At 45.1% G+C, this 25,666-nt stretch carries 13 protein-coding genes; all 13 read left to right on the top strand.

Annotated elements, in window-relative coordinates:
• Nucleotides 1-122 precede the first annotated feature (122 nt).
• A complete protein-coding gene (locus GV030_RS09310; protein ID WP_159582003.1) occupies nt 123-2,120 on the top strand; it encodes a glycoside hydrolase family 97 protein in 1,998 nt (665 codons plus the stop codon).
• A 119-nt stretch (nt 2,121-2,239) separates the two neighbouring features.
• The gene (locus GV030_RS09305) at nt 2,240-3,418 is read left to right on the top strand and encodes a glycoside hydrolase family 88 protein (protein ID WP_159582001.1); all 1,179 of its coding nucleotides are present in this window, start codon (nt 2,240-2,242) and stop codon (nt 3,416-3,418) included.
• A gap of 34 nt (nt 3,419-3,452) precedes the next feature.
• A complete protein-coding gene (locus GV030_RS09300; protein WP_159581999.1) occupies nt 3,453-6,251 on the top strand; it encodes a heparinase II/III family protein in 2,799 nt (932 codons plus the stop codon).
• 49 nt (nt 6,252-6,300) lie between these two features.
• Nucleotides 6,301-7,758 carry a sulfatase-like hydrolase/transferase gene (locus tag GV030_RS09295; RefSeq protein WP_255465276.1) on the top strand — a complete coding sequence of 486 codons (1,458 nt, stop codon included), beginning with the start codon at nt 6,301-6,303 and terminating at the stop codon, nt 7,756-7,758.
• 281 nt (nt 7,759-8,039) lie between these two features.
• Nucleotides 8,040-9,434 carry a DUF1080 domain-containing protein gene (locus tag GV030_RS09290; RefSeq protein ID WP_159581997.1) on the top strand — a complete coding sequence of 465 codons (1,395 nt, stop codon included), beginning with the start codon at nt 8,040-8,042 and terminating at the stop codon, nt 9,432-9,434.
• Between the two features lie 2 nt (nt 9,435-9,436).
• Nucleotides 9,437-10,783 (top strand): Gfo/Idh/MocA family protein, encoded by a 1,347-nt coding sequence (locus tag GV030_RS09285; protein WP_159583746.1) that lies wholly within the window; start codon nt 9,437-9,439, stop codon nt 10,781-10,783.
• A gap of 73 nt (nt 10,784-10,856) precedes the next feature.
• Nucleotides 10,857-12,056, top strand: a complete 1,200-nt coding sequence (locus tag GV030_RS09280; RefSeq protein ID WP_159581995.1) for a Gfo/Idh/MocA family protein — start codon at nt 10,857-10,859, stop codon at nt 12,054-12,056.
• Between the two features lie 140 nt (nt 12,057-12,196).
• Nucleotides 12,197-14,410 (top strand): alpha-L-rhamnosidase C-terminal domain-containing protein, encoded by a 2,214-nt coding sequence (locus GV030_RS09275; RefSeq protein ID WP_159581993.1) that lies wholly within the window; start codon nt 12,197-12,199, stop codon nt 14,408-14,410.
• Between the two features lie 495 nt (nt 14,411-14,905).
• The gene (locus tag GV030_RS09270; protein WP_159581991.1) at nt 14,906-17,893 is read left to right on the top strand and encodes a TonB-dependent receptor; all 2,988 of its coding nucleotides are present in this window, start codon (nt 14,906-14,908) and stop codon (nt 17,891-17,893) included.
• Nucleotides 17,894-17,924: 31 nt separating this feature from the next.
• A complete protein-coding gene (locus GV030_RS09265; RefSeq protein ID WP_159581989.1) occupies nt 17,925-19,766 on the top strand; it encodes a RagB/SusD family nutrient uptake outer membrane protein in 1,842 nt (613 codons plus the stop codon).
• A gap of 385 nt (nt 19,767-20,151) precedes the next feature.
• On the top strand, nt 20,152-22,485 hold the full coding sequence (locus tag GV030_RS09260; RefSeq protein ID WP_159581987.1) for a GH92 family glycosyl hydrolase: 2,334 nt from the start codon (nt 20,152-20,154) through the stop codon (nt 22,483-22,485).
• 69 nt (nt 22,486-22,554) lie between these two features.
• Nucleotides 22,555-24,213: a hypothetical protein gene (locus GV030_RS09255; RefSeq protein WP_255465275.1), complete on the top strand. Its 1,659-nt coding sequence runs from the start codon at nt 22,555-22,557 to the stop codon at nt 24,211-24,213.
• 35 nt (nt 24,214-24,248) lie between these two features.
• A complete protein-coding gene (locus tag GV030_RS09250; protein WP_159581985.1) occupies nt 24,249-25,565 on the top strand; it encodes an alpha-L-fucosidase in 1,317 nt (438 codons plus the stop codon).
• Nucleotides 25,566-25,666: the final 101 nt, after the last annotated feature.

Genomic DNA, 25,666 nt, shown 5'->3' with positions numbered 1-25,666 from the left:
CCAGGCGGTTTCATCAGGATGCTTCGGTTTCTGATTAATGATAACGATGAATTTCGCTCACTAGAGTGTTGCTAAATGTACAAAGTCAAATGAAAAAGCCATTATTCGTATACTTTAACATAATGTCAAAATTCACGTGGGTGATTTTGATCGGTTTGATCCTGACAGGATGTGCCGAGGATGCCTATGGACCCATTTATGTGACTTCTCCCGATGGCAAAAACACTTTTGAACTCACTTTGGATGAAAACAAGACTCTTTTGTTTGCGGTACTCCGAAACAGTGAAGGTGTAGAATCAACCAGGGTCATCCAACCATCCACGATCCGATTATTGTCCGAAGATTTGGATTTCACCGGGGCATTTGAAATAGTAGACGTCTCTACAAAGACATACCAAGGTGAATGGAAAACGCGCTTTGGGGAGCTGAGCACCATACCTGATCATTACAATGAAACCAAAGTAGCATTGGAAAGCCCAGGGGCCAAAATCAACCTGATCATCCGGGCTTACAATGAGGGGCTGGCATTTGCCTATGAGATTCCGCAGCAGAAGGGTTTGAAATCCATCAGTCTGGACGATGAGCTGATCAGCTATCAGTTTGATAAAGATTATGAGGTCTGGTCTACGCCAGAGCGAAGGCCCGGTAGACTCACTGCCCAGGGAGAATACCAAAAAATTCCATTGAGCCAATTGAAGCCAGGGGCTGAAAGACCTTTGCTCATCGAGTACCGTGACGATTTGAAAATTGCCTTGGCTGAAGCCAAACTGGTTGATTATGCGCGTTTGAGTTACAATGCTGATCCAAATGCGCAATTGGCCATTCTATCGAGCCTTGACGGCAAACTGTTACGTGCCAAACAAGACACCATTACCGGAGCATTGAAGAGCGGAAGAAGCCAAAAGGACAAAGTAAAAAAGGACTTGCCTTTTCAATCTCCCTGGCGGGTGATCATGATCGGGGAGAGCTATGGCGATTTATTGGAGAAAAACTACCTCATCCACAACCTGAACGATCCGAGCGCGATTGCGGACGATTCCTGGATCCAGCCGGGAAAAGTCTTGAGAGAGACCACACTCACCACAGAGGGTGGGTTGCGGGCAGTTGATTTTGTGGCGGCTCACCATATGCAGTACGTGCATTTTGATGCCGGCTGGTATGGCAACGAGATGGATGATAGCTCGGATGCCACTACCATCACGCTGGATCCCAAACGCTCAAAAGGGCCTTTTGATTTGGAAAAAATCACCGCATATGCAAGGGAAAAAGGTGTAAAAGTGATGCTCTATGTCAATCGCCGTTCGCTCGAAAAGCAGCTGGATGAGCTACTGCCACTATTCAAAGAGTGGGGCATAGCAGGCATCAAATACGGGTTTGTACGCGTGGGCGATCATGATGCCACCGCCTGGCTGCATGAGGCCATCAAAAAGGCCGCAGCGTATGGAATGGTTGTGGATGTGCACGACGAATACAGACCAACCGGTTTTTCGCGAACCTACCCGAATCTGCTCACTCAGGAAGGGATTGCCGGAGATGAAACCTCCGTGACTAACGAGCATACTTTGATCACGATGTTTACCCGCATGCTGGCTGGAGCTGCAGACAATACTTTTTGCTATTACAACAAGCGTGTGGAAACAATGGGATCGCATGCCTCTCAGCTGGCCAAGACGGTCTGCCTGTTTAGCCCGCTGCAGTTTCTCTACTGGTATGATCGGGTGCCAGCCGCTCCTGAAAAACTGGACGGACTTTGGGGGGATACCAAAACCATCGGGAATGAGCCCGAACTGGAGTTTTTTGACAATGTGCCTACGACATGGGATGAGACCAAAGTATTGGAAGCTGAGATCGCTCAAATTGGGGTGATGGCCCGTCGCAAAGGAAACGATTGGTTCATAGGTGGAGTCAATGGAAAAAGTAGACGCACAGTGACCATTAATTTCGATTTTCTGAATGATGGGGAAAAGTACTGGGCCAAGTTGTATACGGATGATGAAAGCATTAAAACCCGAACCAGGGTCAAAATAGAAGAGCTTACTCTAACCAGCGAGAGCAACTTGGAAGTCGAACTGCTTCCGAATAATGGGTTTGCCATGCATTTGGTACCCGTGCAAGATTAGCCATAGGGCTAAAATATGGATAAAACCACTTGAATCATGGATGGATTCTTCATTGGAGTACAGACTAAAAGTAAGGTTCATATTTTAGCTTTTAAGTCACCTCAATATTGAACCCAATCATGATGAGAACATCTATCTGTGTAATGACCCTCTGCCTGATTGCTTCATGTGGCATGCAGAATGAAGAGCGCTCTGTAGATCCAATTTTAGATCACTGTGTATCAAAGGTCACTGCCTCGGCAAATAGTCTTACGGAAACAGATCGCATGCCTCGAAATATTGCTCCGGGTAAAAAGGAATGGAATACCGTAAGTGTACGGGATTGGACCAGTGGTTTTTGGCCGGGGATCTTATGGTATGCCTATGAACACTCAGGCGATGAATCCATAAAAGCACAGGCCGAAAAGTTCACTGAACAGCTTGAGTTTATTGCCCACTCACCAGCGGATGATCATGATATTGGCTTTCAGATCTATTGCAGCTATGGCAATGGCTACAGGTTGACGGGTAATGAGGGTTACAGACAGGTGATGCTGAAAGCGGCGGATACATTAGCTACGCTTTTCAATCCTACTGTCGGGTCCATCCATTCATGGCCCTCGAAGAAGCAATGGCCTCACAATACCATCATCGACAATATGATGAATCTGGAGTTGCTGTTTTGGGCATCCAAAAATGGCGGAAGCAAAAGGCTCTATGATATCGCTGAACGCCACGCCGAAACCACCATGCAAACCCTGGTAAGACCGGATTTTGGCACCTATCATGTGGGAGTTTACGATACGCTGGATGGTCATTTTATCCAAGGGATTACCCATCAGGGATATGCCGATGATTCGCAGTGGGCACGTGGGCAGGCCTGGGCCATTTATGGCTTTACATTGAGTCATCGGGAGACGGGACGGAGGGATTTCCTGAAAACTGCTAAAAAGCTGGCTGATGTATTTCTGAAACGTTTGCCGGTAGATGGCATTCCTTTTTGGGACTTTGACGATCCGGCCATCCCCAATGCGCCCAAAGATGCTTCCGCTGCATGTATTGCCGCATCTGGCTTGTTGGAACTTTCCACCCAGCTGGAAGATCCCACGGAAAAGGAAAAGTATCAGAAAGCAGCTACAACCCTGATGAAAAAACTGGCTTCAGATGACTACCTGAGTAAGGATAGTAACAGGGCCATTTTGCTACATTCTACCGGGAATCACCCCAAGGGAAAGGAAATAGACGTGCCCATCATTTACGCAGATTATTACTTCATGGAAGCTCTTTTGAGGCTCAAAAAGCTGGGATTGGAGATTTAATCAGACTATTGACAAGGAATAAAAGACCAATAAAATGAATTTAAAATCGAGTTTGATAGGTGTAGCTGTTCTTCTGCTGGCTTCAGTGTTGCAAGCACAAGGGAGTGAATCAGGTGCCGGAGAAAATCATCCAAGAATTTATGTCAATAAGGTACAGCCAACAGACTTTGCCAAAGCGGTAAAAAAGGTGGAATGGAAGGCTGAAATCATTGCCAAAAAGCAAGAGCAGGTGGATCAGTACATTGAATACTGTAAGGCTGATCCAAAATGGCTGGTGTCGCGTCTGCAAATGAACTGGAAAACAAAACACGATAAGGTGTATGTGCGCGGAGGCGATTTTTCTTACTCGGAGGGTGAAGCACCAGTACCAACAGTTCGCTTTTCCGGCACTCGCGATTGGGCGACGGACTATATGAGGCCTCCATTGGAGGAAATTGAGCCTTATTTTGACGATGACCGGGGGATGTACCTGAGGCATAAGCAAACCAAGGAAATGGAATGGGTGCATCCTTCGGAAGCCGGACACATCATTGAGGGGATCAACAGGCATATAATGTCTATTGTCGAGGATGCTGCCTTTCTCTACTGGTACACAGGTGATGAGCAATACGCGGCCTTTGCGCTGCCAGTATATGATACCTACATGAAAGGCATGTATTACCGCGACGCACCGGTAGATCTCGATAGTACCAAGCAGCAATGGGTATCCGGGCTGGCCACCTTTGAAGTGATCCACGAGCAAATTGTGATTTCCCTCTCACTGATTCATGATTTCATGTATGATTACCTCGGTGCAAACGGGCATGACCGGAATATTTCAGTGGCGGTTTTTCAGAAATGGGGCGACCAGATCATTAAAAACGGAATCCCCGACAACAACTGGAATTTCTTCCAGGCGCGGTTCCTGACTTTCATTGCATTGACACTCGACAACAACGAATACTACGAAAACGGCAAAGGACAGCAGTACTACCTCGATCATACCTTTGAGGTCAGCACCGACAGGCAAATAGCCTTAAAGGAGGCCATCCTCAACTACGACCAGCAGACGGGCATATGGCCCGAATCAGCATCCTATTCCATGCATGTGACGGAAACATTACTCAAGATCCTGACAGTGCTGGACAATGCCACCAATGCCAATGAATTAGAAAACTTCCCGGTTGTTGAGAAAGCCACCCTGGCGACTTTCCAATATCTATTTCCGAATGGGGAAATTGTCGCTTTCGGAGATTCGCGTCATCAGACACTATCTGCTGAGAGCTTCGAATACTTAATTGCCAACTACAGAAAGTACGGCAAAACGGAAAAAGAAAAAGAAATTACGGCCTTGTATAAAAGCCTGCTCAATACCGAAAAGCGTGGCAATGGCCTGTTTGAGTTGTTTTTTTATGTGGATGAACTGGTCGAAAACGGCAACTCAGACACAGGAGAACTCATCGCCAGCCTGACATCACCCACCTTTTACGCACCCAATGTGAGCTGGTTTGTGCAGCGCATGGGGTCTGGAGATGATGCCACCATGGTTTCCACTTTTGGTGCCTTTGGCAATCATGCCCATGCCAATGGGATTGGTTTGGAATTGTACGCCAACAACTACGTACTCGCTCCGGATATGGGAAAAGGCCCAAGCTACTGGCATGAAGATCACCGCCAGTACTATGCACGATACCCTGCACACAACACGGTAGTCGTTGATGGAATCTCCGATAGCCGGGCCATGCGCGTGAGCCAGCCGTTCAGTCTGGACAATCATTTCCCGGAATCGGGAGACCGCAACAACATTTTCGATCAGGTCACTTTTGCGAAAGCTTCATTTGTCGAACCTGCCACGCTTTCCAACCAACAACGGCTGACGGCCATCATCAACGGCAAGTCAGGAAAAGGATATGTGTTGGATGTATTCCGTTCTGAAAGACCAGACGCAGAGCGTCAAAAGCACGACTACTTTTTCCACAGCCTGGGGCAGTCACTGAGTTTCTTGGATGAAAATAACGAGTCATTGCCGCTCACTTCTTCCGAGAAACTGAAGGAACCTGGATTCTTAACGGCATATGATTATTTCACTGATGAAAAGTCAATGGCCACTTCGCATGATTTGAATGCACTTTTTACCCTCCAGGGTGGAGAACATCCCACCAGCTTTTTGAACGTATGGATGAAAGGTGGAGAAAACCGGGAGTATTTTGCCGTAAAAGGTCCAAAATCCAATGCACTGAGTAAGTCCTCAGCACCTGCAGCATTGGTGGATGAAAAAATACCGACCCTAGTCATCCGTAGCAACAAAGAAGCCTGGAATGACCCGTTTGTGGTGGTCTTCAATCCTTTTATGGAGGGTAAGAACCAGGTCATATCAGAGGTTGACTTTTCTGAAAATAAGAACAATAAATCATCGCAGGTCCTTCAGGTTACCCATGAAGACAAGGTCACCAAAGATCGCATTGTGGTAGCAGCTTCCCAAAATGATATCGTCGAGGCAGAAGATTTTTACCAGAAAGGCCTGCTCAGCATCACTCGCGAAACCGCCGATGAGCTTGATTTCATTTTTACAGCGGGAGCTACCCGATATTCCAGTGAGGGTTGGGAAATACTCAGTATCAGGGAGCCGGTGACACTGTCGATTGAACGAACCGAAAACGGCTTTGAAATTCAAAATAATGAAGCCGTGTTAATTGGTGTACCCAAAAGGCTGAATCCTGCTTATATCGAAATCTATGTGGACGGGAAACTCATTGCAACCCGCAAAGGCATGAAAAGCCGCAATGACCCAAATCGAATCGATTTCCGCTTGGAAAAGGCTTTTCAGAAAGTGGTCATTGTGGTGAAGCAATAGCGCCTATTATTCGACAACTTATATTGAAGAAATGATGAAAAGATTTGAAATGAGACACTTACAAAAGATTACACTCAGCTTAATCTGTGCCGTTATTCTGCTCGGATGTGACGTTGAACCTCGACAACCCAACTTTCTTTTTGTACTCGTAGACGATCAGTCGGCATTCGACCTGAAGACCTATGATCCAAACTCGGTATTGGAGACACCCAATATTGACAGACTGGCTGAAGCCGGTATGGTGATAGAAAGCGCAAGACACATGGGGTCTATGAGTGGAGCCGTGTGCACGCCATCCAGGCACATGATCATGAGTGGAAGGACACTTTGGCACTTACCACCCAGTGCGGAGTTTTCAAAACAAACAGATCTACATCCGATAGATGATTTTACAATCGGTGCGGTGTTTAATAGAGCCGGTTACAAAACGATGAGGACCTGTAAAAGGGGAAACTCGTACCCGGGAGCAAACAGACAGTTTGCGGTAGTAAAGGATAAAACCAATCGGGAAGGAACAGCGGAAGACGGAAGTGCCTGGCATGCCAATCAAGTCTTGAGCTACTTACAGGAAAGAGAAGCAACCAGGGAAAAGGATCCGTTTTTCATATATTTTGGTTTTTCACATCCGCATGACCCCAGAAACGGTACACCTGAATTATTGGATAAGTATGGAGCAGTCAACCTGGACGATACACTTGCTTACCCACTGTTCAACCCCAACCTTCCTCCATTGCAGGAAAATTACTTAATGAAGCATCCATTTTTTCATGGACATCCTGAGCTGAGAGATGAGGAGCGCGTGAGTGGGGTTTGGAAGCGAAGAGACACCCTTACTGTCAGAAACGAATTGGGAAGGGAATATGCCTGCTCTGAAAATATTGATACCCAACTCGGCAAAGTGTTGAAAAAACTGGAAGATATGGGTGAGTTGGATAATACTTACATCATTTACACTTCGGATCATGGGATGTCGATCGGTCGACATGGTCTGATGGGTAAGCAAAATTTGTATGAGCACACCTGGAGGGTTCCGTTTATAGTTAAGGGTCCCGGAATCAAGGCCCATCAGCGAGTAGAAGGAAACATCTACCTGTCGGACATCCTACCCACTGTTTGTGAGTTGGCAGGTGTTGAAATACCTGAAACAGTACAGGGTACGAGTTTCAAACCCGTATTGATGGGAGAGCAGTCCAGTGTGAGAGATGTGCAATACGGTGTTTATTGTGGTGGGACAAAACCCGGAATGCGAACGGTACGAAAAGGTGATTGGAAATTGATCAAGTACGACATGATGGATGGAGAGGTGAGAGAAACGCAATTATTCAATCTGGCCGAAAACCCACATGAATATTTGGCAGAACATCGGCGGGATGATGAGATGGAAACAAACCTTGCTTCAAACCCTGAGTATGCCGACAAGCTCAGAGAGATGGAAGATTTATTGTTGGAGCAAATGATTGCTTACGAAGATCCGTATAGGCTTTGGGATCAGGAAAAAGTGAAATGAGAAATTCGTTTGCTTTAAGGAGCGATCTTCCCACTCGAAAATAGAATCACTAACGGCTCGAATCCCATCACGGATAACACCCCTTTGATGACGATGGTGTGTCTGCACCGAAAGGTATGAGCAATCTGGAAATTGGAAATAAAGTTAATTTCTTACCTTGACCGGAGAAATATCGAATATTTCTATTTCTGACCATGTTTTTGAGTAAAAAATCCATATTTGAATATAGCGTACATGCTAGTTTTGAAATTATTACAATTATTTAACCAGACTTATTTTATATGATGACAAAAACTAACACACTAAAAATCATACTTTCATTTTTAGTTTCGGCGAGTCTTTTCGGATGTCAAACCGAAGCAAAAGATTCGGCCCCCTGGGTTGATTTGTTTGATGGTGAAACCTTGACCGGGTGGTCCAAAATTGGCGGTGATGCCACATATAAAGTAGAGGATGGAGCCATAGTAGGAACCACTGTCTCGAATACACCAAATACTTTCTTGAGATCAGATGAATTGTATGGAGATTTTATCCTGGAGCTGGAGTACAAAGTGGATCCATCGATGAACTCAGGTGTTCAAATCAGGAGCAACAGTTTTGACTATTACCTCAATGGCAGGGTGCACGGGTATCAGATAGAAATTGACCCATCAGAAAGAGCATGGAGTGCAGGTATATATGATGAGGCCAGAAGAGGGTGGTTGAACACCATGGAGAACAATCCGGAAGCGCAGAAGGCCTTCAAGCAAAATGAATGGAATCATTACCGAATAGAAGCCATCGCTGACACCATCAGAACATGGATCAATAGTGTGCCGGCAGCTTACCTCGTTGACGATAAAACCGCTACAGGATTTATCGGGTTGCAGGTGCACAGTATCAAAGAAGATAGTCAGGAGGGCAAGCAGATCATGTGGAGGAATGTTAAAATCCTCACCTCGGATCTGGGCAAGTATGCTAAAAGCTCGCCTTTGCAGCCGGTCGTTACCAAAAATAACCTGACGATTGACGAAGAGAAGAAAGGATGGAAGTTGCTTTGGGATGGTAAAACATCCAATGGTTGGAAAGGTGCTAAGTTGGATGCTTTCCCAGAAAAAGGCTGGGTAATGGAAGACGGGGTATTATCCGTGCTGTCATCAGGCGGTGCTGAGTCCAGAGCAGGCGGCGATATCGTTACTGAGGAGTTATTCAGTGATTTCGAGTTGAAGGTGGATTTTAAACTCACTCCGGGCGCCAACAGTGGTATCAAATACTATGTAGATACGGAAATCAACAAAGGGCCGGGCTCTTCGATCGGGTTAGAATATCAGATACTGGACGATGAGCTGCACCCGGATGCCAAGTTGGGCAATCATGAAGGAAGCAGAACGGTGTCCTCTCTTTACGACCTGATTCAGGCAGATACCAACAAGCCAATAAAGCCAATAGGGGAGTGGAATACAGCTCACATTAAGTCCATTAACAACCATATTGAGCATTGGCTGAATGGTGTGAAAGTGCTGGAATATGAAAGGAAAAGCCCGGAATACAGAAAACTGGTTTCAGAAAGTAAATATGTGAAATGGAAAGATTTCGGTGAACTGGACAGAGGGCAAATCCTTTTGCAGGACCATGGTGATTTGGTGTCATTTAGAAATATTAAAATTCGTCCTTTAGATAAAAATACAGCTGAGTAATGATGAGAAAAGACAGAAGAAACTTCATAATAAAAGCAACTGCAGGTGCTGCTGGTATTGGTCTGACTAGCCAGCTAAATGCGATGAGCGCAAAAAGCTATTCCAAAATTATCGGTGCCAATGATCGCATTCGTGTGGCCCTGCAAGGCCTGGGGCGAAGATTTCCGGCATACAAAGACGCGATTGCCGATAAGAACAATAACGTAGAGCTCACTTATCTCTGTGATGTCATGAAAAGCCAGCGGGAAAGAGCCGCGGCGATGTTTGCCGAGGTAACAAGTGATAAGCCGAAGTTGGAAAATGACATTCGCAAAGTAATAAACGATAAAAAAGTAGATGCCATATTCATGGCCACACCTGACCACTGGCATGCACCAGGGGCGTGTATGGCGATGCAGGCAGGTAAGCATGTGTATTTGGAAAAACCATGTAGCCACAACCCAAGGGAAGGTGAGTTGTTGGTGGCTTATCAGAAAAAATATGATAAGGTGGTTCAGATGGGAAACCAGCAGCGTTCTTCTCCACAATCACAGGAAATCATCAAAGACATTCATGATGGAATCATTGGTGATGTTTATCAAGCCATTGCCTTCTACACCAGCAGAAGAGGGGCCGTACCACATCAAACACCTGCCAGCCCACCAGAGGGACTGGATTGGGAGTTGTTTCAGGGGCCTGCGCCAAGAAGACCATATACTGATAATACCTGGGATTACAACTGGCATTGGTATGGCTGGAATTACGGTACAGCAGAGACCGGAAACAATGCCACACATGAACTGGACATTGCCCGCTGGGCGCTGCAGGTGAAATATCCGGAGCGTGTAGAGGTCAATGCAGGTAAATACCAATACAAAGACGATGGTTGGGAAATGTATGACACCATGGAAGCCACTTTCAAGTTTTCAGGTAATAAGGTGATCCAATGGGACGGTCAGAGTAGAAACGGATATTATAAGTTTGGTGCTGGCAGAGGTACCATCATTTACGGATCTGAAGGTTCGGTTTTTATTGACAGAGAGGGTTACAAACTCTACAGTCTAAAGGGAGAACTTATCAGGGAAAATCTTTCTTCGGGTACGGAAGCCGGAACTGCCCTTGGAGGAGGTGGAGACATGTCTACCATGCACACAAAGAATTTCTTTGACGCCATTCGCGGTAAAGCAGCATTGACCTCACCCATTGATGAGGGCGCCATCAGTCAGATGTTGACACACTATGCCAACATCGCTTACAGGATTGACGATGCCTACGAAGTGGATGAAAATACGGGTCGGATATACAATAGGGAGGCCATGAAATTATGGTCCAGAACGTACGAGCCCGGTTGGGAGATTAAGTCAGTTTAGGTTAATTTAAGGGTTGTTAGGGTCACCTTTGATGCTTAGAATCAAAGGTGATTTTTTATTAAATAGTGTTATTATGAAGAGACGGGAATTTGTAATCAAAAGTGGTGTGGCGGCAGCCGGAATAGCAACTTCTACATTAACAACAGCAAAAATCATTGGCTTGAATGACGCCAACAATAAGATAAAAATAGGTGTGATAGGCACCGGATCGAGGGGGCAGGGCTTAATACCCAATATCAATAGCATTGATCATTTTGATGTGGCGGCTTGTGCGGATATTCTCCCCTTTCGCCTGGAAGAGGGGTTGAGCAAGGTGGCAGATCAGCAGGTGAAGGGGTACAGTGATTATAGAAAAATCCTTGATGATAAGGACATTGATGCCGTACTCATCGCTACGCCTTTTAGTATGCATGCAAATATTGCCATGGATGCCATTGATGCGGGCAAGCATGTGTATTGTGAAAAAACCATGGCCAAAGGCTACAAGGATATACAGGACCTGGTGAGTGTGGCCAATCGGTCCAAAAAGGTATTCCAAACAGGTCATCAATACCATAGTTCCAGATTGTACACTCATGTAGTAGACCTGATCAAAAAGGGAGAGCTGGGCCGGATACAGGCCTTTGAGTGCCAATGGAATAGAAATGGGAACTGGAGAAGGTCTGTTCCATCTCCTGATTTGGAAAGGATCATTAATTGGAGAATGTACCGAGAATATTCCGGCGGACTATTGGCCGAATTGTGCTCACACCAATTGGATTTTGCCAACTGGGTTTTAGATGCTACCCCCAACAAGGTAGCTGGTTTCGGTGGAGTGGATTATTGGAAAGACGGAAGGGAAACCTACGACAACATCCATCTGATCTATGACTATCCGGAGGGGGTCAAAGCAAAATTCACCTGCTTAACGGCCAATTCAAAAGATGATTACCAAATCAAAGTAATGGGAGATAAAGGCACCCTCATCCTGAGTTATGACAAGGCCTGGTTTTACCCGGAAGGAAAACTCAATAAAGAACTGGGAGAGGTAGACGGGGTGTCCGGAGCCACAGTCTCCTGGGACGAAGGAAAGGGAATTCCCATTGTAGTGGATCATATCGAACCAAGCAAGCAGGCCTTAATGGATTTTCGGGACAACATTGTCAACAACAAAAGACCAGCTTCCAATGTCATATCCGGAGCGAAGGCCGCGTTATGTGTGCAAATGGGCCTTGATGCTATGTATGACCAAAAAATTGTCCATTGGAATCCTGATTTTGATAAGCTGGGCTGATAGCCGTTTTAAATCAACTTTACCCTGCCTGGGGTCAGTCATCCATTTGATGGAAGAAGGATGGTCACTACCTTCTGGATAAAACTATTCTGATATGGATCACTTAGGTGGCGGGTGCAACCAATTTATTGTCTAAAACAATGTCTCATAGCAAGTCTTATTGTCAACTTCCTTTTGGGGTCACTTTTCTTATCCTGATAATAGCCACTGTCGGGTGCATGCAGTCGCCCAGGGTGAGTGATGACTTTTCTGTTCCCAAGGGTTTAAGTGTTGAATTCATACGACAACCAGCCGGTACCATCATCGCGGATCACACCCCCGAATTTGCCTGGGAAGTACCGACCTCAGCGCGTAGGCAGACTGCTTATCAGATACTGGTGGCATCATCCAGAGATTTGATAGCTGAAAATGAAGGAGACATTTGGGATACGGGCAAAGTCTCGGATAAGCAGTCAATCAATGTGGAGTTTAAAGAAAAGTCACTGGAGTCTGGTACCTATTTTTGGAAGGTCAAAATTTGGGATGAACAGGATCAAGAGACCCCATTTTCGGATTTTCAGCGTTTTGAAATTGGAGCAAAGGAAGACGTCATTACCAGTGCCAATTATTTTCAGGTGGATAGCATCAAGCCTGCTGTGTTTAGGAAAGTGGATCATGATTCTTACTTCATAGATTTCGGAAAAGCGGCTTTCTCTACACTTGCCTTTCACTACAAATCTGAGATCAGGGATACGCTCATCGTCCATATTGGAGAGCAGCTGATCGACAATCAAATAAACAGAAATCCTCAGAAGACGATTCGGTATCAGCAGGTCAAAGTACCTGTAAGTCCTTCAGTGTCAAGCTATACCTTGCAGATAGTACCGGACCAGAGAAACACCAAACCTCAGGCCGTACAGCTACCTGATTCGTTTCCGGTGTTAATGCCATTTAGATATGTGGAGGTGAAAGGTGCCCAAGGAAAACTGAGAGCAGAGAATTTTACGCAATTATTCCATCACGGCTATTGGGAAGATGATGCCAGCCATTTCACCAGTTCGGATAGTATTTTGAATAAGGTATGGGACCTGTGTAAATACTCCATTAAGGCAACAACTTTTGCGGGTTTGTATGTGGATGGTGATAGGGAGCGTATTCCTTATGAAGCCGATGCCTACCTCAACCAGTTGAGCCATTATACCACGGATCAGGAATATGCCATGGCTCGGCTCACCATGGAATATTTCATGGAAAACCCCACCTGGCCTACAGAGTGGCAACTGCACGTAGCACTCATGTTTCATGCAGATTACATGTATACCGGAAATACGGAGCTCATTGCTAAGTATTACGAAGAACTAAAACACAAGACCTTGATGGAACTGCGTGGTGAGGATGGGTTGATCAGTTCAGAGAACGCTACGCCGGATTTTATGAAAAAGTTGGGTTTTAAAAACCCCAAAGACCGATTGAAAGACATAGTCGACTGGCCCCCGGCTCAAAAGGATACAGGTTGGAAGTTGGCCACCGAAGAAGGCGAACGCGATGGTTTTGTTTTTAAGCCGATCAATACCGTGGTGAATTGCTTCTATTACCGCAATCTGGAGATCATCACAGAGTTTGCCAGGATCTTGAATAAGCCTGAGGAAGCTACAGAACTTCATCAGCTGGCACTAAAAGTCAGGCAATCGATCAACGATAAATTGTTGGATGAAAAAGCGGGCGTTTATGTAGACGGTGTAGGTACGGATCATGCTTCACTCCACTCCAATATGCTGGCTTTGGCATTTAGTATCGTTCCAGAAGCACAGGTAAGTTCCGTGGCAGCATTTATCAAATCTCGTGGCATGGCTTGTAGTGTGTATGGCTCCCAATATCTCATGGAAGCGTTGTACAAGGCCAATGAAGCAGACTATGCCTTTCAGTTGATGACTGCCACGCATGACAGAAGTTGGCATAACATGATAAACATTGGATCAACCATTACTTTGGAAGCCTGGGACATGAAATACAAGCCCAATTCAGACTGGAATCATGCCTGGGGGGCTACCCCAGCCAATATCATTCCAAGGTATTTGTGGGGGATTCAGCCTGAAACGCCAGGTTATGCCACTGTAGCAATTAGGCCACAAATGGGCAATTTGAATTCAAGCTCCATAAAAGTGCCGACCATTCGAGGGGCCATAAAAGCTCAATACACCAGACACCCGGATGATACAGAGCGTTACCTCATAGAAATGCCCTCCAACATGTCCGGGGCGTTTTATATCGATGGCGAACTCTACTCAAGAGTTGTTCTGAATGGAGAGGAAGTCGATAGCGATCTGAATACCATTCCTCTACAGCCGGGGGTGAATGATCTGAAATTGTACTAGACTGTGGATGAGAAAGTCCGAAGTACGGGAGCTAATCCTCTGTTTTCCATGCACACCTTTATACAGGAGCTCGGAAATCGCACGATTGATCCTGCAATCCTCAGGAAATTGACATTTCCCCTATTCAAAAATGAATTTTTATTGATCAAATCGGGACGTGATTGAAGAACTTCTAATCCTGAGATGACCAACACATAGCTCCCAAGATCGAATCCATGGATATTTTGTTCAGGGCATGGATGTTTCTGCGAAATGATAGAATTGTGTTAAATTATATCAAGGTGAAAAGGAACTTGAATTAATAAAATTCGCAATTTAAAAATAATAAATCGCCACAAAATCATTGAATACGCAATAAAAAGGCTGTTTTTTGCTAAATGTATAAATCATCCATGTTTTTGGATAAATCATCCATTAGGAAAATTGACGATTAAATTTACTTGAGGCTCGATAATCCATAAGGGAGTTCAATTTTTTAACCAAAAAATGATTTTTATGAGAAAACGTAGACTCTTATTGTTAGCCTTACTAATAGGTTATGCGAGTACTTCCTGGTCCCAGACACGAGTCTCAGGACTGGTAACAGATGATCAAAATGCACCTATACCAGGAGTGAATATTCTTGTTCAGGGTGCTTCTACAGGTACAGTGACAGATTTCGATGGAAACTACGCACTTACAGTGCCAGGTCCGGATGCCGTTTTAGTGTTTAGTTCTATAGGATTTCATCAACAAAACGTAACTGTAGGCACCAAGTCAACCATCAATATATCTATGGTGCCAGATATCACCTCTCTGGAGGAAGTAGTGGTGATAGGTTATGGTCAGGTTGAAAAGAAAGACGTGACTGGCGCAATAGCCTCGGTTGAGTCAAAAGATATTGTAAGAGCTAACCCGGTACAGGCAGCTAAGGCTATTCAAGGTCAGGCTGCGGGTGTGATTGTTTCTAAGCAGAGCAGCCGACCAGGAGCAGGATATAGTATTAACATTCGAGGTTTGAGTTCCATAGATTATAGCAACGAACCACTCGTGGTGATTGATGGTGTAATGGGTGGAGACATCAATGCGCTCAACCCTGCTGATATTGAGTCAATGGATATCCTGAAGGATGCCTCATCAACTGCCATTTATGGTTCCAGAGGAGCCAACGGGGTGATCATTATCAGTACCAAAAGAGGGTCCACAGGTAAACCAGTGGTCAGCTACAGTGGCTATGCAGGAGTAAAAGTACCTGCCCACCTACCAGACATGATGAACGCTCAGCAGTTTTACAAGGCCAGCGTTACAGACAATGAGCTCAACGGAGGTACTTCCAGACCATTCACTTCTACAGAGATGGACCTGGTTGAGTCCGGCAGAAGTACAGACTGGTTGGATAAAATATCCGATCCGGCCATGCAGACAAATCACTCCATATCAGTGGGTGGAGGAAGCGGTAGTACGAACTACCATTTTTCAGCCGGGTATTTGAATGAAGGCGGAAACTTGAAGAACACAAAATTCCAGCGTTACAACATTAAAGGTAGCATGGATAGTAAAGTCAATGACTTTTTGAAGGTAGGTTTCACAGCTAATTACAGTCTGGCGAAGCAGGAAATGGGCTCCAATGAAGCATTGAGAAGTGCCTACAGAGCGAGACCAACAGGTGTTGCGCACTACGATGAGGTACTTAATCCTGATGAAAACCAGGAGCTTGAATGGAATGGTTACGCTGCCTGGATGGGCATCAACGATAAGCAGGTTTTGAATCCTCTCATTGAAATTGATCCTTACAACTTTCAGGATGAAACCAGGTCTAACACTTTCTTCGGAAATGCTTACATCGAACTGACTCCAGTGGATGGATTATCTATCAAATCATCTCTTTCTGCCAGCGTGGATAATTCCAGATTTGGTCAGTTCAGAGGTACGATGACCAAAGACAGGAAAACTACCTTGCTGCCAAGATCATTTCGCCAGACGGATGATATATCCAATTATACCCTGGATAACATTATCACCTATAACAAGAAGGTTGGTGAGCACGATTTCACGCTGACTGGAGTGCAAAGTAGCTTTCAGGAGCGAAACGAAGAAATGGATAGCTACGTGGATGAACTTCCCTACAATTCTCTCTGGTACGCTTATGGCACAGGCCGACCTGTCGAGTTGGACACAAGACTGACCGAAAGATCTTTGCTTTCCTATATGGGAAGACTCATTTACGGATTCAAAAGCAAATACATACTCACGCTTACCAGCAGATGGGATGGCGCTTCACAATTGAGTGAGGGTAACAAATGGGACTTTTTCCCATCCGCAGCAGTGGCCTGGAGACTGGGTGAAGAAGATTTTATTAATAGCATTGAGGCTATTTCCGATATGAAGTTGAGAGTGAGTTATGGTTTGGTAGGTAACAGTTCTGTTTCTCCATACAGCACGCAAGCACGATTGGTCAATACGCCTTATGACTTTGATGGTTCAGAGGCATACGGATTTGCTCCGTCAAATTTGGCAGACAGAAACCTGAAATGGGAAAAAAGTAAGGAATTGAATATCGGTCTTGATATGGGATTCATTAAAAACAGGATCGGTGCCAGTTTGGAAGTATACAACCGAAAAACAGTGGATTTGATTTATAATGAGCAAATCCCGACCTCTTCAGGTTTCAGTAGTGTCACCACCAATGTGGGTGAAGTGGCTAACAGAGGAGTGGAGCTGAGCTTGAACACAGTGAATGTTGTCAATTCGAAGTTCAAATGGACCACAAGTGTCAACTTTGCCAGAAATGTTAATGAGATCCTCTCCATTGGTAATGATGGAATACAGGCTGATATTGCTACAGGCCTTTTTGTAGGGCACCCACTACAGTCTCACTACGATTATGAGTTTGACGGAATCTGGCAATTGGATGAAGAAGAAGCTGCTTCTGAATACAACCAGGTACCTGGTTCGGTAAAGGTGGTGGATCAAAATAATGATGGTCAGATATCTTCAAATGAAGGTGAGGATGATAGGAAAGTGATTGGCTCTGAGCAGCCTGACTGGACAATGGGTATGACCAATAAGTTTACCTATGGCAATTTCGACCTTTCTTTCCTGATCTACACAAGCCAGGGAGCTACGTACAGAAACAGCATGCTATCTGGAACCATGGGTGAAGTTGGAGCGGGAAGATACAATGCCCTGAACCTCAATTACTGGACGATTAACAATCCTTCCAATGAGTACTATGGACCAGGTATTGCGAATAATCCTTACAGAGGAGCGATTTTCTATCAGGATGCGAGTTTTGTCAGAATCTCTGACATCACATTGGGCTACACATTGCCGTCTACGGGCTTGGATAAATTCGGGTTTAGCAACTTCAGGATGTATGTCCAGGTATCCAATCCATTTGTTTTCCACGATTTTGATGGAATGGATCCGGAATTTAACTCCAGCACTTACAATGATGGTATTCCATCTGCGACCTATTTGTTTGGTTTAAATGTCTCTTTCTAGTCGGTTTATTTCCAACACAAAATTTTACAAAATGAAACTAATTAATAAACAATATATAGTAGCTCTGGTACTTGTGACGCTGTTCAGTACCGGTTGCGAGGATTTCCTGGATGAGAATTCGGTTTCCTATCAGACCACAGATAATTATTACGTTACTGCGCAAGGGTTCGAGGATCTTGTTCGGTCAAACTACACCAAGCTTAGGGAAATACACAAAGAGCGTGATTTGGTGATGATGGGTACGGACCTCTTCACCAGCCTGGCCTGGGATGAAGCAGGCAGCGGAAATCAGGGGAGTGTACTAAACACCTATGATACCCGATTTACCCCTAATGTAGGCGCAACTACAAACTTGTGGGATTTGCTCTACAGTCAAATTTCCAGAACCAATACTGCGATCTCAAGACAGCATGATGTTCAGGGAATAGACGCTGATGTCCTGGCTATCAGAGTGGGAGAGGCCAAGTTCCTGCGAGCATTTGCTTATTTCTATGCTGTGCAGCAGTGGGGCGATATTCCGATGCCTTTGGTGGAGACTACTACCGCCAGCAGAGAAGTGACCAAAGTACCTGCAGATCAGGTTTATGATCAGATCATCAAAGATTTGGAAGAGGCAGAAGCAGTATTGCCCACTAAAGGGAATACGGAATATGGCAGAGCCACAAAAGGTGCTGCACAGTTTCTTTTAGCCAGAGTTCACCTCACAAGAGGATGGAATTATAACAATTCGCTGGGAGGAACGGCCGCTGATTTTGACAAAGCAGTTGATTATGCAGATATGATCATAGCAGAGTATCCGCTGGAGCCAGAGTATCACAAGTTATTCCCGCTTCACGCTGAGAATCCGCTGGAGGAGACTTTCCCGGCTCAGAATGATAAAAATGCGGAAATCGTATTTGCAGTACAGTATAGCGACAATATTCAAACCAATGGTAGTGATAATGATGAGCCTAGCGAGTACCAGATAGGTAATGATTACCATTCCCTTTTCGGGGGTGATGCCGAAAGTATCCCCGGCTCTCCGGGAAGAACGGGCGACTATAACCGTCATGGAGGCAGAAACACTTACATCACTACTCCAGCGACCTACAGGTTGTTTGATCCGACACTCGATACCAGATATCATCACAATTTTGTAGAAGCGATGTACGCCTTAAGTGACGTTAACGACTTTGTTCCGGATCTTAATAATCCAGGTACCACCATCAATATTGCAACAGGAGATACGGTTGTTTATTTTCCTCCATGGAACAATCCTGCCAGCGCTTCGGACAAGGGTATGGATGTAGGAGGTAGCAAGCGCTATGCCGTACTGAATCTGGATGAAATCGGGATTAATCCTGTTACGCCTTATCACATCAAGGATATGACCCCTCTTATGTGGAAGTTCTGGCAGCCAGGTCTCCCGTATGACGAAGCACAAGGGACATTTGATCTGGCGCTTTTCAGATCTGCTGAAGCTTATTTGATCGCCGCTGAGGCCATCCTGAAGGGAGCGTCCAATGGTAACCTGGGGGGTGCAGAGGTTTATTATAATGCGATAGTTGACAGAGCACTTGGTGCCAATGCAGGAAGTGATCCTTTGTGTGCATCACAGCCAGCCAATCTCTCCTCTATGGCTACAGTATCCTACAGAGCTAACGGAAACCTGGATATCGATATGATATTGGATGAGCGTGCCAGGGAATTGATGGGTGAATACTGCAGATGGTACGACCTGAAAAGAACTGAAAAACTGGTCGAGCGCACCTCGTCCATGAACCCATGGACTGTAGCATTAGGTCAAATGAAGAGCACGCATTATCTGCGTCCGATTCCTCAGAAAGAGATTGATAGAACCATTCCATCCATTTCCCAAAATGATGGATACTAGCAGATTGGTTTTTATAATCTTCTAATGTCAATGTTGTTTCAAAAGGCGGATGAAACTTTTTTGTCTGCCTTTTGAAGCTTCACTCTGGTAGTGTTTCATCCGGTTCTCACTCTATTTTTTTAGTAGGAGGAAGTATGCCGAAATCAGGTTCTGATTGGCTGGCGTACTAGGAGTGACATCTGCCAGATAAGCAAGTGGTATGCTTAACAAATTAAAGCTAGAGGGTCTATGTGATTTTTTTCAGCCCTTCTCATGATCAGAGGAGCCTGGGAAAATCATATCCATGAAAACATCAAATGAGTAAAGTCGAAGTGTTGAAAAGCCGGAAATGCATTCTGTGTGATTCGTCGAAAACTCAACTCATGATTCTTTAAAGAGAATATAAATGGTTAAGAATAAATTATACATACATTTTTTACTATGCCTGATGCTGGGTGTTGCTGGTTCATGCAAACTAAATGTGAATGCGCCAGACAAGTTTGAGGACACCAAATCACTGACCGAGTTGGTTTATCCTGCTTTGGACACCGAGAATTCCAGGTGGTTTTTCTTCTCATCAGCAAGCAGACCGTTTGGGATGGTGAATCTCAGCCCTGATACCGAAATTGATGGTGCATGGGGAAGCGGCTACAGGTATAAAACCGATACCATCAAGGGATTTAGCCACATTCATGCATGGCAAATGTCTGGAGTGTCTGTAATGCCAGTGACCCTATCAGATGCGAATGAAAATACCATCTACAAGGATTTTTATTCCGGTTTCAGTCATGAAACTGAAAAAATATCACCCGGATATCACTATGTAGAACTTGATAGGTATGGCATAAAATCAGCATTAACCAGTACTACGCGTGTAGGGTTGCATCAATACACCTTTCCAAAAAACGCACGTCCTGCCATGTTATTTAACCTTCATACCATGCTGGGGCCTTGTGCAAACATTGATGGTGAATTGACGCTGAGCGGTGATAATGAACTTTCGGGAAAAGTGGTCATGGAGGCTACCGGAAGAAGGCCCAAACCATTTACAGTGTACTTTAAAGTAATGTTCAGCACAGACGTAGCGGCTATTGAACAAGACAGTGAGACCAAAAACTATTTGGTTCGACTCACGAACCCTGAAGAGGAAGTCCTCATGAAAGTAGGGATTTCCTACACCTCTGTGGACAATGCCGGGTTGAACATCAAGGAAGAATTGCCACACTGGGATTTTGACCGTGTGGTGTCCCAATCTAAGAATGAATGGAATGGTTTATTGGGCAGAATCAAAGTAGAGGGCGGCACCGAAACAGACCAGCGAAGATTTTATACAGACTTATGGCATGCCCTGCAGGGAAGAAGAATTATCAACGACGCAAATGGTGCCTATCCGGACAATACCGGTGCGACCTTCAGGGTGGGACAACTACCTCTGGATAATAGTGGCAAACCTCAGTTCAACCACTTTAACTCCGATTCCTTTTGGGGAGCCCAGTGGACCATCAATACGCTATGGGGGCTTGTTTATCCTGAGATAAAGCAACAGTTTGTCCTTTCGCTTTTACAGTATCAAAAAGATGGTGGCCTGGTGCCCAGGGGGCCATCAGGAGGGAATTACACCTATGTGATGACTGGTGCATCGAGCACCCCTTTTATCGTGAGCGCGGTTCAGGAAGGGTTGATTGATGGAGATCTGGAGGAAATTTATCAAGTACTGAAAAAGAATCATATGCCCGGCGGTATCATGGAAAAAGCAGGCTATGAGCACGATACCAATTTAGGAGGGGGTTTGAAATACTACCTGGAAAAAGGCTACGTGCCCTATCCTTTGCCGGAAGGAAAATTTGGAGGTCATCAGGATGGCGGAAGTCTCACAATGGAGTATGCCTATCAGGATTGGACACTTGCCCAATTCGCCAAAAAACTAGGGCATCAGGAGGATTACAGGTATTTCTTAAAGCGATCTGAAAATTTCAAAAACGTTTATGATGAATCTACGGGATGGATGCGTCCAAAGAACGTGGAAGGCCAGTGGCACGAAGATTTCGATCCCTACGATTACAAAGTTGGATTTATAGAAGCAAACAGTGCTCAGGCTACCTGGTTTGTGCCACATGACTTAGCGGGGTTGGCTCAGCTGATGGGTGGCGAAGAAAAAGCGGTGCAAAAACTCAATAGGCAATTTGAAGAGGCCATTAAATTGGGATTCACGGCGGGCACTTCTCACGACGTGGAAGAACACCCAGAATACAGAAGAATACCCATTAATTATGGAAATCAACCCTCCATACAGACCGCATTTGTTTTTCAAAAAATAGGCAGACCAGACCTGACCCAATACTGGTCGCGCAATGTGGTCAGGAAAACCTTTAGTGGATTATCTCCCGCTTCCGGCTACAATGGAGATGAAGATCAGGGTTTGATGGGAAGTTTGGCAGTATTGATGAAAATAGGCTTATTTCAAATGAATGGGGGAACGGACGAAGATCCCGAATACCAAATTGGTAGTCCCATTTTTGATAAGGTACGTATTGACTTGAACCCGGATTTTTACTCCCGGTCCGAATTCACCATTGAAACCATTAACAACAGCCCGGATCATGTCTATGTAGAATCGGCACATTGGAATAATAAACGGGTCAATGGCAACACGATCAATCATCGCCAGATTACTGAAGGTGGTAGGCTGGTACTTCAGATGACAGATGCTCCGGTTAGCACCGATGATGTGGTTCACTAATGCCGCGAGTAAACGAATTCAGAATTGAAAACTCGCCTAACATAGATTAGGATAAAGAACAGGTCAAGCATGTCTAAGGTGAAGAAAGTAGTAAAATACATCGTTATTTTTTCCATTGCGATGTTGTTATTAGCCAACAACATTCAGCTCAAATCACAGGTTTTAGGGGCTATCAAATACCGTGATGTGGAGATGGAGGCTGGGAATGTGGATGTTCCTCATGATCGGACACTGGAATGGAAAAAGGAATCTGCTTTTGCCGATAGCATTTACAAGACCATTGCTGCCATGCCCATTACCGAGGACATGTTAGTGAAAAAGGGGGATGCCGCTATCATTCTTCTGGCCAGGCTGCTATTGCGGCAAGATGTGTCAGACGTAAATGCCGTTATACAAAGACTTCCGGTTTGGGGAAATTGCGGTTCCTCTTGGTCCATGAACCCCAAAGGAGATTATGATTTTACACTCACCATCCTGACCACCATCCTTTGGAAATTTGGTGAACGACCAGATGTCTTATATCCTGAAACCAAAAAGTACCTGCTGGAGGTATTGATGATAGAGGATGGAGGCAAGTTCAGCTATACAGTTCCCAGAACTTTGGGAATGGTGATGGAAACTGAGAACCATATGCTGATGACCGAAGGCTCTCGTTACCTCAAAAATCGTTGGGTACAGCTGCACGGCAATACGGACCGCTACTATGACAATGTTCGGAATGGTATGGAGGAGAAACTGTTATCCCTCATGGAAGAAATGAAAACCAATGGTTTATATGAATTCAATTCCATTCCATATTTGGGATACACCATTACTGCTTTACTCAATATTGAAGCGTTTGCGTCTGAAAAAGTAAGTAAAACGGCCAGAGAGGTGCTTGATTATATCAACTGGAGCTATGGGCTGAGCAGCTTCAATTTGAAACATTTCCCACCGATGCGCAGAAGATATGAAAAAGCAAGCATCCAGGAACTCACCACAGATTATCACTCGGCATTCGTAAAATCCTGGCTAAGCTATGCTGCCATAGATGATTATGATGATCATGTTGGAGTGGCCATGAGGCATGCGTTCATGGGAGCATGTATGCCTTATCGTCCGGCAGATCGGTTTGTTGAGTTGCTTTTTGACAAAGAGGACGGATATTTTGTGCGCCAGGGGCACGGCCCGGAAGCCTCCCCGGAGATCAGCAGTGCTGGTCGGCATTTTCTGCTGAGCGCCGGAGGTGTCAACAGGGGCAGGAAATCACAAATCGTCACCAGACCTATTTGCCTTTTTCTCAACGATACTGCTGATCATCTGTCTGAGGTATTTCACCTCTCAGGTCCCGGTGATGATTTTATGCATTGGAATAACACCGGCGTGTACGAAAACTTTGCCTGTGCTGCAGGTCCTGTGTCGGTTCCACATGAAATGCAGGTAATAGCAGAAGAGGGAAACTGGTCTGCTTATTCAGGGCCCAATGATGTGAGCATTATCATCTATTCCACCAGTGAGTTTGGACTGGTGGCCGTATTTCAGGAGGTTCAGACTGCTGCCATATTCGAGGAGGTGATTCGTGAAAACCCTGACCCTGAGGTACTAAATACTCAATTTCAGTTTCCCGATGGCCCACTACTGGGCTACGATACCAAAGCCCCGCACAACCAGTGGGTGATGCAATCATTAGATGGCCAAAAGCTCAACAGAGATTTTGACTCCTGGCCCCTGATAGAGGGGGATTTATGAATGAATTAAACGATAAACCACGAACGAACAAGACCATGAATAAACTCAAAAAATTTTTGATGACCATGCTGCTGTGTATGTTGAGTGTTTCACTTTTTGGCCAGCTGAAAAATAAACCCGAATTGGAAGAAGATTTTATGGATATGGGATTTGGGATATTCATACACTGGAGTATGGATTCACAGCTTGGGAGTGTCATCAGCCACTCCATGGTGGGTGCATCAGAAGATTACCTTCAGCGGTACATGAATGAACTCCCGAAGACCTTCTATCCCGACAAATTTGATCCCGACGAATGGGCCAGGTTGTTTAAGTTAACCGGCGCGGAGTATGTGGTTTTTACTACTAAGCACCACAATGGCTTTTGTATGTGGGATACTCAAACCACCGATTTCAATATCATGAACACCCCTTACGGTAAGGACATTACCGGTATGCTGGTTCAGTCTTTGCGAAAGTTTGGGCTGAAAGTGGGCTTCTACTATTCTCCTGAAGATTTCAGCTTCATCCATCAGCAGGGACACCTGATCTCGCGCAAAGGGCCTATGACCCAGGTGACTGAAAACGCGGAACTGTTTGAATACTCCAAAAAGCAGGTGGATGAATTATTCACCAACTATGGCAAAGTCGATTTTGCATTTTTCGACTCGTTTTCCAAGAAGAATCTGGTGCAATATGTGCACGAAAAGTATCCTGAAATCGTGGTAACCCGTGGGGAGATGAATACCCCGGAGCAGAAAATCCCGAACGAACCCATGCCCGGGCCCTGGGAGACATGCATGACCATGGGTACGCAGTGGGCTTATAAGCCTACCAACGAAGTTTACAAAGACGGTGGTGATTTGATTAACAAGCTGATTGAGATCAGGGCCAAAGGCGGTAATTTTCTAATGAACGTGGGGCCGAAACCCAATGGCGAAATACCCATTGAGCAGGAAGAGCGTCTGCGTGAAATGGCCCTTTGGATGTTCATTAACGATGAAGCGGTCAAAAATGTAAGAACCGCGCCCACTCAAATCAAAGATGGTGATTTGTGGTTTACTAAAGCCAAAGACGAAAATACCGCCTATGTGTTCATTACCAATCAGCCAGAGTGGTTCAAAGGTAAAAGACGACTGTTTTACACAGAGAGTATCCGCGCAACAGAGGAGACTGAGATTTCTGTGCTGGGGCAGAATGATATGGTGGTGGAATATTCACCTACTAACAAACCAGTCTCACTATTCACTCAGCGTTCACATAATTTGGAGATATCAGTCACCAGAGCTCAGCGTGTTTACAACGACAAGATCTGGCCAAACCCCATCGTGGTGAAGCTGACAAATGTAGAGTTTGTGCTGCCGGAAAAATAGGTGATCATCTATGCGAAATCGTGAATTGGATAGGAAGAATCATCCGGATCAGCTCCCTGTTTTTCCTTTTGGAGCACCATTTCCAGCTTTTTTGTCAAGAA

The organism is Marinoscillum sp. 108 (assembly GCF_902506655.1).
Lineage (GTDB): Bacteria > Bacteroidota > Bacteroidia > Cytophagales > Cyclobacteriaceae > Marinoscillum > Marinoscillum luteum.
This window is presented reverse-complemented; position numbering and strand designations above follow the sequence as displayed.

Excerpts from the sequence above, each read along its gene's own strand:
- GV030_RS09280 (WP_159581995.1), top strand. The coding sequence starts at position 10,857 with ATGAAGAGACGGGAATTTGTAATCAAAAGTGGTGTGGCGGCAGCCGGA.
- GV030_RS09255 (WP_255465275.1), top strand. The coding sequence starts at position 22,555 with ATGTCTAAGGTGAAGAAAGTAGTAAAATACATCGTTATTTTTTCCATT.
- GV030_RS09305 (WP_159582001.1), top strand. The coding sequence starts at position 2,240 with ATGATGAGAACATCTATCTGTGTAATGACCCTCTGCCTGATTGCTTCA.
- GV030_RS09295 (WP_255465276.1), top strand. The coding sequence starts at position 6,301 with ATGAGACACTTACAAAAGATTACACTCAGCTTAATCTGTGCCGTTATT.
- GV030_RS09285 (WP_159583746.1), top strand. The coding sequence starts at position 9,437 with ATGAGAAAAGACAGAAGAAACTTCATAATAAAAGCAACTGCAGGTGCT.
- GV030_RS09260 (WP_159581987.1), top strand. The coding sequence starts at position 20,152 with ATGGTTAAGAATAAATTATACATACATTTTTTACTATGCCTGATGCTG.
- GV030_RS09290 (WP_159581997.1), top strand. The coding sequence starts at position 8,040 with ATGATGACAAAAACTAACACACTAAAAATCATACTTTCATTTTTAGTT.
- GV030_RS09310 (WP_159582003.1), top strand. The coding sequence starts at position 123 with ATGTCAAAATTCACGTGGGTGATTTTGATCGGTTTGATCCTGACAGGA.
- GV030_RS09250 (WP_159581985.1), top strand. The coding sequence starts at position 24,249 with ATGAATAAACTCAAAAAATTTTTGATGACCATGCTGCTGTGTATGTTG.
- GV030_RS09270 (WP_159581991.1), top strand. The coding sequence starts at position 14,906 with ATGAGAAAACGTAGACTCTTATTGTTAGCCTTACTAATAGGTTATGCG.
- GV030_RS09275 (WP_159581993.1), top strand. The coding sequence starts at position 12,197 with ATGTCTCATAGCAAGTCTTATTGTCAACTTCCTTTTGGGGTCACTTTT.
- GV030_RS09300 (WP_159581999.1), top strand. The coding sequence starts at position 3,453 with ATGAATTTAAAATCGAGTTTGATAGGTGTAGCTGTTCTTCTGCTGGCT.
- GV030_RS09265 (WP_159581989.1), top strand. The coding sequence starts at position 17,925 with ATGAAACTAATTAATAAACAATATATAGTAGCTCTGGTACTTGTGACG.